At 26.7% G+C, this 16,958-nt stretch carries 12 protein-coding genes and 1 pseudogene; 1 reads left to right on the top strand and 12 read right to left on the bottom strand.

Translation table 11 applies throughout. From position 1 onward, the window contains the following. Positions 1–5: 5 nt before the first annotated feature. From mutL to HCG76_RS03485, 12 genes and pseudogenes are all read right to left on the bottom strand, one after another. Positions 6–2,039 (bottom strand): DNA mismatch repair endonuclease MutL, encoded by a 2,034-nt coding sequence (mutL, locus tag HCG76_RS03540; protein WP_221698609.1) that lies wholly within the window; start codon positions 2,037–2,039, stop codon positions 6–8. A 10-nt stretch (positions 2,040–2,049) separates the two neighbouring features. Then, on the bottom strand, positions 2,050–4,788 hold the full coding sequence (gene mutS / locus HCG76_RS03535) for a DNA mismatch repair protein MutS (protein WP_221698610.1): 2,739 nt from the start codon (positions 4,786–4,788) through the stop codon (positions 2,050–2,052). Between the two features lie 559 nt (positions 4,789–5,347). Further along, positions 5,348–5,602: a hypothetical protein gene (locus HCG76_RS03530; RefSeq protein WP_221698611.1), complete on the bottom strand. Its 255-nt coding sequence runs from the start codon at positions 5,600–5,602 to the stop codon at positions 5,348–5,350. 178 nt (positions 5,603–5,780) lie between these two features. Then, positions 5,781–7,124: a tRNA (N6-isopentenyl adenosine(37)-C2)-methylthiotransferase MiaB gene (gene miaB, locus HCG76_RS03525; RefSeq protein WP_221698612.1), complete on the bottom strand. Its 1,344-nt coding sequence runs from the start codon at positions 7,122–7,124 to the stop codon at positions 5,781–5,783. 176 nt (positions 7,125–7,300) lie between these two features. After that, positions 7,301–7,972, bottom strand: coding sequence for a manganese catalase family protein (locus HCG76_RS03520; protein WP_221698613.1), 672 nt, complete (start codon positions 7,970–7,972; stop codon positions 7,301–7,303). Between the two features lie 157 nt (positions 7,973–8,129). Then, positions 8,130–9,065 (bottom strand): GNAT family N-acetyltransferase, encoded by a 936-nt coding sequence (locus HCG76_RS03515; protein WP_221698614.1) that lies wholly within the window; start codon positions 9,063–9,065, stop codon positions 8,130–8,132. Between the two features lie 113 nt (positions 9,066–9,178). Continuing rightward, positions 9,179–11,084: pseudogene (locus HCG76_RS03510) on the bottom strand (bifunctional 4-hydroxy-3-methylbut-2-enyl diphosphate reductase/30S ribosomal protein S1). Positions 11,085–11,127: 43 nt separating this feature from the next. Continuing rightward, complete coding sequence (gene cmk, locus HCG76_RS03505; RefSeq protein WP_260458003.1) at positions 11,128–11,784, bottom strand: (d)CMP kinase; 657 nt, start codon at positions 11,782–11,784, stop codon at positions 11,128–11,130. Positions 11,785–11,932: 148 nt separating this feature from the next. After that, positions 11,933–13,147, bottom strand: a complete 1,215-nt coding sequence (locus tag HCG76_RS03500) for an NAD(P)/FAD-dependent oxidoreductase (protein WP_221698615.1) — start codon at positions 13,145–13,147, stop codon at positions 11,933–11,935. A 77-nt stretch (positions 13,148–13,224) separates the two neighbouring features. Further along, positions 13,225–14,121, bottom strand: a complete 897-nt coding sequence (locus HCG76_RS03495; protein ID WP_195987911.1) for a MurR/RpiR family transcriptional regulator — start codon at positions 14,119–14,121, stop codon at positions 13,225–13,227. Positions 14,122–14,234: 113 nt separating this feature from the next. Next, a complete protein-coding gene (locus tag HCG76_RS03490) occupies positions 14,235–14,774 on the bottom strand; it encodes a tRNA (mnm(5)s(2)U34)-methyltransferase (protein WP_221698616.1) in 540 nt (179 codons plus the stop codon). 11 nt (positions 14,775–14,785) lie between these two features. Then, on the bottom strand, positions 14,786–15,526 hold the full coding sequence (locus HCG76_RS03485; RefSeq protein ID WP_221698617.1) for a pseudouridine synthase: 741 nt from the start codon (positions 15,524–15,526) through the stop codon (positions 14,786–14,788). Between the two features lie 228 nt (positions 15,527–15,754). Between HCG76_RS03485 and ilvA the strand changes: the two genes are divergently transcribed. Continuing rightward, positions 15,755–16,954, top strand: coding sequence for a threonine ammonia-lyase (ilvA, locus tag HCG76_RS03480; RefSeq protein WP_221698618.1), 1,200 nt, complete (start codon positions 15,755–15,757; stop codon positions 16,952–16,954). The last annotated feature ends 4 nt before the right edge of the window (positions 16,955–16,958 follow it).

Genomic DNA, 16,958 nt, shown 5'->3' with positions numbered 1-16,958 from the left:
CCTTTCTACACTATTCTTCTAAACTTTTTATCTAATTCATATTCAGTAAATTTAATTATTATAGGTCTTCCATGTGGACAGTTAAAAGGATTATCTATATATCTTAAATCAGAGATAAGTTTCTCCATTTCTATTTGTGTTAAATAATCATTTGCTTTTACAGCAGCTTTACAAGCCATTGTAGCAATTTTATTTAACTTAACTTCTACAGTTTTACCACTACCTAAGTTTTTTAAGTTATCAATTATACTTAATAAGAAGTTCTTAGCATCAAGTTTTCCTAAAAAATAAGGAACTTCTTTTAATGCTATTGTATTACCTCCGAATTCTTCTATAACAAAACCAGAATTAGTAAATACATCGATATTTTCTTTATAACATTCATAGTCATCTAAAGATAAATCAATTATACAAGGAATAAGTAATTGTTGTACTATTATCTCTTTAGTTTCAATATCTTTTACATACTTTTCATATAGTATTTTTTCATGAGCAGCATGCTGATCTATTATATAAAGTGTATCTAAATATTCAGCTAATATATAGGTTTTGCTAAATTGGCCAATAACTCGTAAGTCAGGGAATTTAGCCTTTTTTATTTCAGTTTCTTCTACAATTTCATTGGTTGAATTTATGATATTTGTAGATGAGTTTGAATTGCTAATATTTTCTGAAATAGGTATATTAGCTTTAGTTGAAGTAAAAGTATTTATTGAGTAAGACTCTGTATTATTAGTATTTTCATTTATACTTGTATTATTTAATGATTGTAAATTACTATATTTTAAATCTTCTTTAGTTGTAGTATCCTTAGAAGAGGCAGTAAATTTGTTTTTATTTAATTCTTTTAATCTATTGTATAAATCCTCTTCTTTAGCTACATCCTGTATAGTAACATTGTTATATATATCATTTATAGATGGTTCAATCTTGTTAGAAATAATCGGTTCATCTATAGTTTTACTTTGAGAAGGAGTATCTAAATCTAATTTTATTTCTTCTACTATATCTTCAACTACAAATTTATCTTCAACTGCAAATGAATTAAAAATATCTTCTTTTAAGGCACCATGAACAGCATCAAATACTCTCTTATAAATAACCCTTTCATCTTTAAATTTTATCTCTGCTTTTGTAGGATGTATATTTACATCTATAGAGTCAGGTGATAAATCTATAAAAAGTACAAAGAAAGGGAATTTATTTACTGTAGAGAATGATTTAAATGCATTTTCTACGGCTGCTACGATTGTTTTATTTTTTATATATCTATTATTAACAAATATGCTTTCGTTGTTTCTAGATCCTCTAGCTATGATTTCTTTACCTATATATCCATGAACCTTTAAAGTTTCATCTTCATATTCAAAGGGTAATACATGTTCAGATATATTTTTCCCATAAATAGTTCTTATTACATTATTTAAATTACCATCTCCATATGTATGAAGTGTCTTTTTACCATTGTTAAATAGTTTAAAAGATATATTAGGATTTGATAAGGCTATTCTTAAAATAATATCATTAATTAAGCTACCTTCTCTTGAAATAGATTTTAAAAATTTTCTTCTAGCTGGAACATTAAAAAATAAATCTTTAACTTCCATCACAGAACCGTTATTCATACCTATATCACTTAAAGATATTTTTTCTCCTGCCTCTAAAATTATTTCCTTACCAAAGTCACAATCTGAAGGTTTACTTCTAAATGTTAATTTAGATACAGAAGCTATAGATGGAAGAGCTTCCCCTCTAAAGCCTAGGGTGTTTATTGAATATATATCTTCAACAGTACTAATTTTAGAGGTAGCATGAGGTAGAAAAGCTTTTTCTATATCTAAATTGTGTACTCCAGATCCATCATCAATAACTCTTATAAGAGCTATTCCACCTTCTTCTATCTCAATAGTTATATTTTTAGAGACAGCATCTATAGAGTTTTCTACAAGCTCTTTAACTACAGAGGAAGGACGCTCTACAACTTCCCCTGCAGCTATTTTATTAGATGTATGTTCATCTAATAGATTAATTCTTTTCATAGAGCACCTCCTATTTTAGTTTTTTTGCATCTTGGACTATTTTAAATAGTTTATTCATTGCATCTAAAGGTGTCATTGTCATAACTTCAATATCAGCAATTTCGTTAAGTAAAGATTCTTTTTCAAGCATAGTGAAATCCATTTGTAAAATTTCATTGCTTTCTTTAACTTGTATAGGCTCATTAACTACTTTAACTTCTTCTTTAACTTTTTCTTCAATAACAGGTTCAGTTATTGGTTCTTCTTTTATTTCAACGACTTTACTTTTACTTTGTTCTGTTACTGCAGCTTCAATAACTTTTTCACTTTCTTTATAATTATTAAATAATTTATCTATTTCAATTGATTTTTCATTTTCTAATTTAGCTAAAATATGCTTTGCTCTCTCTATTACTTCTAACGGTAATCCAGCAAGTTTAGCAACTTCAATACCATACGATTGATCTGCTCCACCTTCAACTATTTTTCTTAAGAATATAACTTGTTCATCAGTTTCTTTAACTGCAACTGAATAGTTTTTTACACCTTCAATAATTCCTTCTAACTTAGTTAATTCATGATAGTGAGTAGCAAATAAAGTTTTGCATTTTAAATCCTTATTTTTAGAAATATATTCTATAACAGACCAAGCAATACTTAATCCATCATAAGTTGAAGTACCTCTTCCTACTTCATCTAATAAAACTAAACTATTAGGTGTAGCATTTTTTAATATATTTGATACTTCCCACATTTCAACCATAAATGTTGATTTACCACCAGCTAAATCATCTGATGCACCTATTCTTGTAAATATTTTATCACAAACAGAGATATTAGCCTTTCTAGCGGGTACAAATGAACCTATTTGAGCCATAAGTGTTATTAAAGCAACCTGTCTCATATAAGTTGATTTACCAGCCATATTAGGACCTGTTATTAAAAGTAATCTATTATCTTGTTTATTAATACAAGTATTATTAGATACAAATTCACCGTTACCTATTACTTTTTCTACTACAGGGTGTCTACCATCATCTATTTCTATTACACCTTCATTATTTATATTAGGTCTAATATAATCATTATCAACAGCAACCTTAGCTAAAGTAGTAATAGCATCTAATGATGATATTATATTAGCACTGTTTTTTAATCTTGGAATTTGAGCTTCTACCTTATCTCTTAATTCTACGAATAGTTCATATTCAAGAGCCATTAAGTGTTCATCAGCACCAAGAATCTTTTCTTCTACTACTTTAAGTTCTTCTGTAATATAACGTTCTGCATTAGCTAAAGTTTGTTTTCTTATATATCTTCCTTCTGGTATTAGATTATAATTTGCTTTAGATATTTCTATATAGTATCCAAATACCTTATTGTAGCCTATTTTTAAAGATTTAATTCCAGTAAACTCTCTTTCTTTACTTTCTAGAGAAGCAATCCATTGTTTACCGTTTAATTTGGCCTCTCTTAGCTCATCTACTTTGTCAGAATAACCAGTTCTTATGATATTACCTTCTTTAATAGAAGTAGCAGGATCGTCTAATAATGACTTTGAAAGCAATGTACTTATATCTTCTAATACATCTAAGTTTTTATACCAATTACTTAATAAATTAGATTTACAAACAGATAATCTTTCTTTTATTTCGGGTAATTTTTTTAATGATATATTTAAAGATACTAAATCTTTAGCATTTACATTTTTATTAGATATTTTACCTACTATTCTTTCAATGTCATAAATATCTCTTAAAGCTTCACGTAATTCCTCTGTAAAGTAAATATTATTAAATAATTCATCTACAGAATTTAATCTATTATCTATTTCATCAATATTTATTAATGGTTCTTCTATCCACTTTCTTAATGCTCTTCCACCCATTGTAGTAGATGTTTTATCTAAAACCCAAATTAAACTACCCTTTTTAGATTTTTCTTTAAGGTTTTCTGTTAATTCTAAGTTTCTTCTAGAACTACTATCTATAGTCATATAATTAACTATGTCATAAGTTTCAAGAACATTTATATTAGAAAGGCTCATTTTTTGAGTGTCTAATATGTATTTTAATAATATAGAAGAGGCTACTTTACTTCTTAAATCTAACCCAGCAACTTCTACTTCACTAAATTGATTTATAAGCTCTTCATCAGTGCAATTGAAATTAAGAACATTTTTCTTAGTTATTAAAGCATTGCTTATATTATGAATTTCATTTAGTAACTCTTCATCAAAGTTAGTATCAACAATTACTTCCTTAGGTAATATTTTAGACACTTCATCTAAAAGTGTTGTTTTTAGGTCCTTAAAGAAAGTTGTTTTGAATTCACCAGTTGAAATATCTGATGATGCAATTCCATAATATCCATCTTGGTTATATATAGCCATTATATATGTATTTTTATATTCTTCATCACCATTCCCTTCAGCAAATGTTCCAGGAGTAACAACTTTTATTACGTCTCTTTTAACTATTCCTTTTGCTTGAGCAGGATCTTCAACTTGCTCACATATTCCAACTTTATATCCTTTAGAAACTAATCTAGATATGTAGTTTGCAGCTGCGTGAAAGGGAATTCCGCACATAGGGGCTCTTTCTTCTAAGCCACATTCTCTACCTGTTAAAACTAATTCTAACTCCTTTGAAGCAGTTTTAGCATCTTCAAAGAACATTTCATAAAAATCACCTAATCTATAGAAAAGGATACAATCTTGATATTTATCCTTTATCTCCATATATTGTCTCATCATTGGAGTTAAAGCCATTTACATCACCTCATTTGTATTTTTTATCTAACAATATAGCATTTTAGCCACTTTAAAGCATTTTTTTAATAATATACTATGAAAATATAGGAAATAAAACGAATATAATTTTTGACGATTTCAAAAATATAAGAACCAAGAAATAGCCTTAGTTCTTGATTCTTAATAATAATATAAAAACAATTGTTATATATCCATTCTAATAAAACTATATGCTATAAAATAGCCAATGCCTAAATTTAAATCTATTATAGCAAAAAATATGCTACTAATAAATAAAAATAATAAACTATGAGTAATGGTTCTATGTTTAATTTTAAATTTAGGCTCTGTTTTAAATCACAATAGTTTAAATCTATTGTTAATTTAGTTTTTTCATACCATTGTTTATTTCCTTTTAATACTTTCTCCTTGTGCTTTTCTCTATATTTTTTACCTTCTATACTTGCACATTCTTTTATAAAAAATCCTTTATAATAAACAGCTATACTTTTTAAAACTGTTTATTATAAAGGATAGATATAAAATAGATAATTAGTTTTTTTAATAGGTATTAAAACTATAAAATATCAGCTTCGCTAACTGTGATATCACTTTCTTCAGGATTAATTTCATCAAATCTCACAACAGTAAATGTAACATTTATAGTTATATCATTATCTAAAGTAAAATTTATATTTGAGCTTTCTAATAATTCTTCATAAGATATAAAATCAGTAATATCATAACCACATAAATCATTAATCTTATTAATTAACTCTACTAACGTTATTTCTTCATCAGTTAAGTTTCGTATTGTTTTTAATTCTTCCATTTTAAATACCCCCAAATCTATTATAATTTGATTTGCTCTATATTTTTATTATATATACTTTAATACATTTCATTCATAGATAAGTTAAATTATAAACTATGTTGTTATAGTTAATATAGGAATATTATAAATATTAATATAAAAAGGATAACTCCTATATAGAAGTTATCCTAAAAAATTATTTAATTGCTTCACCAATTAGAGAGAAGTTTTGAGCTTTAGTAACTTTAACATTTACTATGTCACCAACATTTACTCCTTCTCCAGAGAAGTTAACTAATCTACCATTTCTAGTTCTACCTGAAAGCTTACTTTCATCATTTTTGCTAGTACCTTCAACTAATACTTCAACAACTTTGCCATCATAAGCTTTATTCTTAGCTATAACACCATTATTAACAGCTTCTACTAATCTATTAAATCTATGATGTTTATCCTCTTCAGAAACTTGATTTAACATCATATCAGCAGGTGTATTATTTCTTCTAGAATATATAAATGTAAAGGCTGAATCGTATTGAACTTCTTTTACTAGATTTAAAGTATCTAAGAAATCTTCTTCAGTTTCTCCAGGGAATCCAACAATTATATCTGTTGTTATTGCAACATCTGGAATTTCTTGCTTAATTTTATTTACTAAAGACATGTAGTATTCTCTTGTATAATGTCTATTCATTTTCTTTAATATTCTATCAGAGCCACTTTGTACAGGTAAGTGAATTTGCTCACATAGTTTACCACATTCTTTAATAGCTTTAATAACATCATCATTTAAATCCTTAGGATGAGATGTCATAAATCTAACTCTTTCTAAACCTTCTATTTCATTAATCATTCTTAAAAGCTCTGCAAATGAAACTTCTTTTTCAAGACCTTTTCCATAAGAGTTTACATTTTGACCTAAAAGAGTTATTTCTTTATACCCAGTTGAAACTAATTCTTTTATTTCATTTATTATATCTTCAGGTTTTCTTGATCTTTCTCTACCTCTTACAAATGGTACTATACAATAAGTACAGAAATTGTTACATCCATACATTATAGTAACAAATGCTTTTACATCACTTTGTCTATCTATAGGTAGACCTTCAACTATTTCTTCTTCCTTATTGAATATTTCTTTTATTTGAACACCCTCTGTTCTTACTCTGTTTAAATATTCAGGGAATTTGTATGCATTATGAGTTCCGAATATAATATTAACATATGGGAATTGCTTTAATATTTTATCTGCCATTCCCTCTTGTTGCATCATACAACCGCATATACCAATTATTAAATCAGGATTTTTTTCTTTTAATTTTTTTAATTGTCCTAAGTTACCAAATACTTTATTTTCAGCATTTTCTCTAACACAACAAGTGTTGTATAAAATTATTCCAGCTTCATTTTTTTCTTCAGTTCTTGTATATCCAAGTCTTTTAAGCATACCTGAAAGTTTTTCTGAATCCTCTTCATTCATTTGGCAGCCCCAAGTTTCTATATAATACTTTAATGATTTACTATTTAATTCGTTAGCCATAACTATTTCCTCCATTGTTATCCATATAATATAAAATTCTCAATGTATTATACCATATTATTTTGTAAAAAATAAAGTGTTAAGAGTTATCTATCTACATTATTTAAATTATTAATAAAAAATACCCTATTATTCAAAAACGAATAATAAGGCATTTTAATAATTAATCATTTAATTTACCTATTAGGATTTTCAAATGAAGGAGGTGTAGGATTTGGAGCTTCATGAGAAGGTCCTGGACTTGATAAATCAAAGTATAATTTTGAGTCCTCTGTAACTCCAAAATCTTTATTTGAACCGCTCTTTTGTACTTTGTTTAAAGCTTCTCTAAATAATGCATTATGAGCTTCTTCTCTATTAAGAAGAAAATCTATTGTTGCTCTTACCTCTTTATCTTCTATTTGTCTATAAAGATATTCATAAACAACTTTTGCTCTTTGTTCAGATGCTATATTAGATAATAAATCGGCTACCAAATCACCAGTAACGGTTACATAATCTGCAGTCCAAGGTGCACCTGATGAGTTTATAAGTACTGGAGATAAACCACATTGTACATGAGTTTGAATTTCTCCATTACAAACCTCAGTATTATTAACATCATGACCATTTAATAAATTAATAGTTTGGGCAACCATTTCCATGTGACTTAATTCTTCTGCCCCAATATCTAAAAATAAATCTTTAATTTCAGGGTCTTTTATTCTGAAACTTTGAGAAATATATTGCATAGCAGCTTTAAGTTCTCCATTTCCACCACCTAATTGTTCTTGCATTAACACTGCATATTGTGGATTAGGTTTTTCAACTTTTACTTCATGTAATAATTGCTTTTTGTGTTCAAACATTATTATTTTCCTCCAAAAGAATTTTATTTATCAATTTTATTATTAAACCTTTTAGATTTTAATATTCATTTTTATAAATTAATATAAAAAAAGGATAGGTTTACTATCCTTTGGTTAATATTTTACAAATAATGAAATTTTATATATAAATAATTTATTATCTTTCCCATCTATTAATTATAGATTTAGGGGTGAAGCCTATCCAATTATATAGTTTTAACGCACTATAATTAGTTTCTTCAACTCTTATAAATAATTCATCAATATTCATATCCTTTGCTTTATCAATTAAAGAATTTAATAAAATTTTACCAAAGCCAAAATTTCTAAACTCTTTAATAATTCCAAAATTAACAACAGTATACATAGCCCTATTGTAAATTATTTGACCATATCCAATAGCTACATTATTTATTTTAATAAAAATAGATAAATCTTCTATATAATAATCTTGTTGTATATCATTTTCTATATCTTCAATTTCTAATGGAATTCTAGTAGATGCTGAAAAAATAGAGTTTTGTAATTTACATCGTAATTCTTCATCTTTATTTAAAACCACTTTTTCTAGAGAAATTTTGATGTTATCAATATTACAATTATATAATATGTTTATTTTCTCTAATAAATAAGAATTATCTTTTAGTGAAGACAATAGCTTATCTGTTTGTTGTGCTTTAGTATAGTTCTTTAAATTCATACTCATCAAAATTGAAGGCTTAACTTTTTTAAATCCTAATTTTGAAAGCATTTCATTATTAGTTTCATCATCACAAGTTTCATAAGAGAGAACGCTATTATTAAAGCTATTTAAAATATTAGATGATAATAAGTTTAAATATTCTGGTTTAACATATAATGACCAGACACGTACTGGAATTTCCACAGGAACTTCATACCATATATAACCTATAACTTTTTTATTATAAATAAATAGTTTAACAAATTTTTTAAGAAAAATTTTTAAAAAGAATTTTTCATTTTCATAGTATTCAAAAAAGTTTTTATCATAGCTTTCCTTGCTGAATCTCTCTAAATTTAAAGTTTTAAAATTCTCAAAATTATTACTAGACAACCTTTCTAACAATACCATATATAACCCCTAATTTTAATTTTCTCATAACCCTTTTATAAAAATAATAACCCTTAATATATAAAAAGATTACACTTATATATATGTGTAATCTTTTTGTTTATTGCTAAATATTATTGAGCATCTTTAATACTTAATGCAATTCTTTTGTTTTCTTTATCAATACTTAATATTATACATTTAACTTCTTCATCTATTTTTAATACTTCAGATGGGTGTTTAATGTGATCATGGCTTATTTTAGAAATATGAACTAATCCATCAATTCCTGGTTCTAACTCTATAAAAGCACCAAAATCGTTAATTCTAACTACTTTACCTAAAACAGCTGAGTTAACAGCATATTTTTCTTCTACAACGCTCCATGGTTCTGGAGTTAAAGCTTTTATGCTTAAAGATAATTTCTTTTGTTCTTTATCTAAGCTTAAGATTTTAACATCAACAATTTCACCAATTTTTAATATTTCATCACAAGAATTAACATGTTTCCATGAAAGTTGTGATAAGTGAATTAAACCATCAATACCATTGATTTCTGCAAAAGCACCAAATTTAGTGAATCTTTTAATTTCAGCTTTTACAACATCGCCTTCATTTAATGATTCCCAAGCTAATTTTTCCTTAGCTTCTTTAGCTTCTTCTAATATTATTCTTCTTGATGCAACTATTTTTGAAAGATTATCTCTAGAAAAATCGATTAATCTTACATTTAAAGTAGTTCCTACTAAACTTTCTTTATTTTCAACATATTTTGTGTCTATTTGAGATGCTGGAACAAATATTCTTACACCATTATAGTATGCTACTAAGCCTTTTTCTTTAGCATCTTTAATAACAACATCAAATTCAGCTTTAGTATTGAAGAAATCTTCTAATTTAGCTAAAGTTTCTTCTTTTTCATATTCTAATCTAGATAATACTACATAATTATCTTCATTTTTTAATTTAATTACTTTAGCTTTTATTGTATCTCCAACTTTTAAATTTTCTAATACTGAACTAAGTCTATCTTCAGATGTTAATTCTTTAAAAGGAATAATTCCATCAGATTTATATCCAACTAAAGATATTTGTAATTGGCCATCTTTTATTGAAAGTATTTCTCCTTCAATTTCATCACCAATCTTAAATCTTCTATCCATTTCATTCATTAATAATAATTGTTCTTCCATTTTATAATCCCTCCATAATTTTGACTACTTCCTTTATAATCCAATCTGGAGTTGAAGCTCCAGCTGTTATACCAATGTTTTTTATGTTTTTATTTTCTAATAAATCCTTAGGTAATTCACTAGCGTTTTCAATATGAATTGTATTAGGGCAGTTTTCTTTAGCTATTTGATATAGTTTAGTTGTATTAGAACTATGTTTACCACCTACAACAATCATAAAATCAACATTTTTAGATAAATCATATACGCTTTTTTGTCTTTCTTCTGTTGCAGCGCAAATTGTATTAAAAGATTTTAATTCATCAATTGATTCTTTTGATAAATTATCTATTGTTTTGTCCCAGTTTTCTTCTTTTTCTGTAGTTTGAGAAACTACACAAATTTTATTAGGAAGATTTTCATTAAAGCTTCCATCTTTAGTGATAATAGCATCATTATTACACCAACCATTGATTCCAACGACTTCAGGATGTTTTTCATCACCAAGAATAACAATTTTATATCCTTCATGAGAAAACTTATTAACCTTTTGTTGGATATTAGTTACAAATGGACATGTTGCATTTATAATAATTAAACCTTTTTCGTTTAAATCATCAAAAGTTTTTTTAGATACTCCATGAGATCTTATTAGTATAACATCACCTTTATTTAAAGTATCTAAGTTATTCATGTCTATTGCAAATATATTATTATCTTCTAAATATTTTACTACATCACCATTATGTATTAATGGACCTAATGTATATATTTTTTTGTTATATTGTTTTTGAGTTTTTATTGCTTCATCTACTGCTCGTTTAACTCCAAAACAAAAACCAGCATTTTCCGCTAAGAATACGTTCATAAATTTTCTCCTATATCTTTAGTTTTAAAAGCTATCTCTTAATCTATTGTAAAGCATTTTCTATAAAATTACAAATTATTTCAGTTACTTCGTTAATATTATAGTTTGAACTATCTATTTCTATAGCGTCATCAGCTTTTCTTAATGGATCAACAGCACGAGTACTATCAATATGATCTCTTTTTATTATATCTTCTAAAAGTTTATCATAATTAACATCTAACCCTCTATTTAAAAGCTCTGTATATCTTCTTCTAGCTCTTTCTTCTGGCGTTGCTGTTAAGAAAAATTTAAATTTAGAATTTTTTAAAACTACTGTACCAATGTCTCTACCATCCATAATTACGTTGTATTTTTCAGACATTTTTCTTTGTAAACTAACAAGCTTACTTCTTACTTCTGGAATAGAAGCATAATTAGAAACTATCTCACTTATTTCTGGCATTGTTATTTCATTTTGAATATTAACACCATCTAATATTAAATCATCATTTTCAAAATGCATTTCCATATTATCTATCATAGTCATTAATGCTTCAATATTAGTAGTGCTAATATCATTTTTTTTGGCTAATAAAGCTACAGCTCTATACATTGCTCCAGTATTAATATACATTAAATCAAATTTTTTCCCTACTAATTTAGCTATTGTGCTTTTACCCGCACCTGCTGGTCCATCTATCGCTACAGATATTCTCATAATAATTTTTCCACCTTTCAAATAAAACCTCTATCTTATGTTCTTATTAATTATATAATTAAATTTAATTTATAACAATATTATAGAAACTTACTATTTATATTTACTAAATAGTAGTAAGTTATATTAACTAAATTTTAAATTTAGATTATATATTGCTTCCTGCAATATATCCAGTTGATAATGCTATTTGCACGTTGTAACCACCAGTAAAAGCATCTACATCTATGACTTCACCAGCAAATGATAAATTTGCAATTAGCTTAGATTTCATAGTAGATGAATCAATTTCTAAAGTATTAACGCCCCCAGCAGTTACTATTGCTTCAGCTATTGGTCTTAATCCTTTAATCTCCATTTTAATATTTTTAATTAAATTAACAAGGTTTTTTCTCTCATCTTTAGTTATTACATTTACTTTTTTTTCTTCTGGAATGCCACTTAATCTAATTATTAAAGGAATTATCTTTTGAGGCAATAAATCATTTAAAGAGTTTTTAAATGATTTATTTTGATACTTTAAAAAATCCTTTTGTATTCTTTTATCAAGTTCATGAGTTTCAAGAGCTGGCTTTAAATCAAGTAAAGCTACATATTTTGAGTCGTTTTTTACAAACCTAGAACCTTTTAATACCAATGGTCCAGACATTCCATAGCTTGTAAATAACATTTCTCCTTGTTCTTTATAAAGAGTTTTATTATTTTTTAAAATACTTAATGAAATATTTTTAAGAGATAATCCCATTAACTCTTTTAGCCAGTTTTCATTTAATTCTATTGGAACTAATGATGGCTTCAAATCTATTATTGAATGTCCAAGTTTTTCAGCAAATTTTTGCCCTTCTCCCCTAGAACCTGTTAAAGGATAAGAAGCTCCACCAGTAGCCATAATAAAATGATCACCCATTATTTTTTCACTATCATTTATTATAACACCAGATATTTTATTGTTTTCAGATATTATATTAGTAACTTTTGAATTAAGTTTTACTTGAACTCTATTCTCTTTTAATCCGTTAGAAAGACCTTTTATAATATCAGAAGATTTGTCAGATGATGGGAATATTCTTCCGCCACGTTCTGTTTTTAACTTAATACCTTGATTTTCAAAGAAATTTATAGTATCTTCATTTGTAAATGAATAAAGAGAACTATATAAGAAATGAGGATTTCCATAAATATAATCGAAAAACTCACTTATATCCTTGGCATTTGTGACATTACATCTTCCTTTTCCTGTTATAAATAATTTTTTACCAACTCTATCATTTCCGTCTAAAAGAATAACTTCATGATTTTTAGAGGCGGTAATTGCGGCCATTATTCCTGCAGGGCCAGCGCCTATTACAATGACTTTTGCCATTTAAAATCCTCCTAAAACTTTATTTATAATAACTAAAGGAATTAACAAATGTTAATTCCTTTTTTGAATAAAATATCCTAATCATCTCCAACATTTCTATTATTATAGGAGTAGACATTGTATTCTTGCCATATTTCTTCAAGACTATTAAATGTAGAAGAAATATTTTCTTTTTCTCTCATTCCAACTGCTATTATTAAAGCATTTATTACTGATAAAGGTGCTACTAAAGAGTCAACGAATGAAGCCATATTACTTTGAGCAATTAGTGCATAATCAGCTCTTGTTGCAAGTGGTGATAAAAAGCTATCAGTTACAGCTACCACTCTTGCTCCTCTATCTTGAGCAAAAGCTAAAGCATCTATAGTTCTACTTGCATAACGTGGGAAACCAATCCCAATTACTAAATCTCCTTCACCAACATTTATCATTTGCTCAAATATATCAGAAATACCATATCCTACAGTTTTTACATTTTGTAAAATAATATTTAAATAGAAGCCTAAAAATTCAGCTAATGCCATTGAACTTCTAAGACCTATGATATATATTCTTTTAGCAGCAAAAATATTATTTACAACATCTTCAAAAGTGTTGTAGTCAATTTTTTCCATAGTAGATCTTATATTTTCCATATCTGCCTTTAAAACACCTTTTAAAGCATGACCTTCAGTAATATAATCACTAGATAATTCTAATCTTTGAACTGTTGTTAGTTTATTTTTTATTAACTCTTGAAGAGATTTTTGAAGTTTAGGATATCCTGAAAAACCTAATTCTATTGCAAATCTTACTACAGTTGATTCTGATACTCCAACTGAAACACCAAGTTTAGCAGCGGTCATAAATGCTGCTTTATCATAGTTTTTTAATATGTATTCAGCAATTAATTTTTGGCCCTTACTTAACCTAGGAAATCTCATTTGAATTAATTTCATTAAATCCTTTGATTCATCATTGATACTTCGTTCCATTATTGTATTCTCCTAATTTAATTAACTTCAATTATTTTAGCATTATTTATAAATTTAATCAATGTTAGCATAATAAAAAATGCAAGATTTATAAATAGTAATTCAAACAGTTGTTATTTTTTCTCGACTATTACTAATAGAGGAGAGGTATTAGATCTATTTATACATTCATGTAACATAACACCGAACTTATTTTTAGGTAAACCTCTTAAATACTGAAGAATGCAACTTTCCTCTTCTTTACCTTCATTATGACCTCTATAAATAGCTATAGCCATTATTCCGTTTTGGCATAATAAATCTAAAGAAAGTTGTATACTTTTAAGACTAGTTTCTGCTAGTGTTGTTACTTCTTTATTCCCGCCTGGTAGATATCCCAGGTTATAACATATGCAATTAATTTCTTCTTTAACAAATTCGTCTATTTTATGATGTGATTCATTTATTATTATTACGTTATTATTTTTATCTATGTATTTTTCACAAGCTTCTTTTTGAATTTCAAAAGCATATACTTTTTTAAAACAAGAAGATAAAAAGTCACAATCATATCCATTTCCTAGGGTTGCATCTACTGCAATATTTTTATCTTTAACATATTCTTTTATAATATTATGTGATAATATACTAACATCTGAAACATATTTAAACATGCTTTACCTCACTATAAACTTCTAATATAGTTTAATTCGCTATCAGTTAGGTTTCTCCATTCTCCTTTTTTTAGATAGCCTAATTTTATATTACCTATTGAAACTCTTTTAAGACTTATAACTTCATGATTTAAAGAAGAGCACATTCTTCTAATTTGTCTGTTCTTACCTTCATGAATAGAAATTTCAACAGTTGATAAAATTTCATCCTTATTAGTTCTTCTATTAAATCTTTTTTCTTCAGATATTACTTCAATATCTGCTTCGGCAGTAACATAACCACCAATATCTATCCCCTTTTTAAAATGTTTAATATCATTTTCAGTGAACTTGCCTCTACACACAGCAATATAGTTTTTCTTAATTGCTACTCTTGGGTGAATTATATTATTATAAATACTACCATCGTTTGTTAATAATAATAATCCTGAACTATCGTAATCCAATCTACCTATTGGATATATTCTTTCTTCAACATTAACTATATCTAAGACAGTTTTTCTTCCTTTTTCATCCTTAGCAGAAGTTATGTAACCTTCAGGCTTATTAAGCATTATATAAATCTTTTTTTCTTCTACTTTTATAATGTTATCATTGTATTTTACAATATCCTTTTCAGGATCAATTTTAGTTCCAACTTCTTTTACTATATTGCCATTTACTTTAATTTTTCCTTCTAAAATTATTTCTTCACACTTTCTTCTAGAAGCCACACCACATCTAGCCATATACTTTTGTAATCTTTCTTCCATTTTATTCACTCCGTCTCTTAATATTCAAAGTAATTATATAGTTTATATTTCATTAATACAACTAAATATTTATAGGTTTATTATATTAATATAAATTATTTGTATTTAATATTTTAAATTTTAGAAAGCAAATATAAAATTAAAATCGATAACTGTATATTTATGTGATAAAATATATATATTAGAAAATTTGCTTAAAGTTACACATTAAAAAGGGAGGCTATAATTATGTATCTAGAAAAAATAAAGGAAGCAAGGGAAAATATAAAAGATGTTGTTACTAAAACACCATTATTATATAGTAACGTATTTAGCAAAAGTAGTAATAATGAAGTATATATGAAGTGTGAAAATCTACAATTAACTGGTGCTTATAAGCTTAGAGGTGCTTTGAATAAAATTATTTCTTTGTCTGAAGAGGAAAAAGCTAAAGGGGTTATTTGCTCATCTGCTGGGAATCACGCTCAAGGAGTTGCATATGCATCTTCTTTAATGGGCGTAGAGTCAAGTATTGTAATGCCTGAAACTACTCCATATCTAAAGGTTGAGTCAACTAAAAATTATGGGGGAAATATAATACTTCATGGAAAGTGTTATGATGATGCTTTTCTTAAAGCAAAAACTATAGAAGAAGAGGAAGGAAAGGTTTTTATACATCCTTTTAACGATATTGATGTAATTTGTGGACAAGGAACAATTGCATTAGAAATTTTTGAAGAAATTAATGATTTGGATTATATACTTGTTCCTATTGGTGGCGGAGGATTAATTTCAGGTATAAGTGTTGCCGCTAAATCTCTAAATCCAAATATAAAAATAATAGGAGTTCAAGCTGAAGGTGCACCTTCAATGGCTTTAAGTATAAAGAAGGATAAAATTTGTACATTAGATAGTGTTAATACAATTGCTGATGGTATTTCAGTTAAAACACCTGGTAGTAAAACTTTTGAAATTGTTAGAGAATACGTGGATGATATTATAACAGTTTCAGAAAATGATATTGTAAATGCATTCCTTTTACTTGTTGAAAAACATAAATTAGTGGCTGAAGCATCAGGAGTTGTAACTTTAGCTGCATTAAAGAAGTTAAGGGTGAAAAATAAAAAGGTATGTTGCATATTAAGTGGTGGAAATATTGATATGCTTACAATTTCAACATTAATAAATAATGGACTTGTTTCAAAAGGTAGACTATTTTGTTTCTCAATTGAACTTAAAAATGTACCTGGTGAGTTGTTAAAAATATCAGAAATTTTAGCAAAAGAAACTGCTAATGTAGTGAAACTTGAACATAATCAGTTTAAGGCAATAAATAGAATTCATAATGTACTATTAGAGGTTACAGTAGAAACTAATGGTCATGAACATATTGAAAAAGTAATTAATTCATTTGAAAGAGAAAAGTATTCTATTAGAGTTATGTATTAAAATA

Source organism: Clostridium sp. K13 (assembly GCF_019734195.1).
Lineage (GTDB): Bacteria > Bacillota > Clostridia > Clostridiales > Clostridiaceae > Clostridium.
The sequence above is the reverse complement of the archived record's forward strand: the minus strand, read 5'-3'. Positions and strand labels throughout refer to the sequence as shown.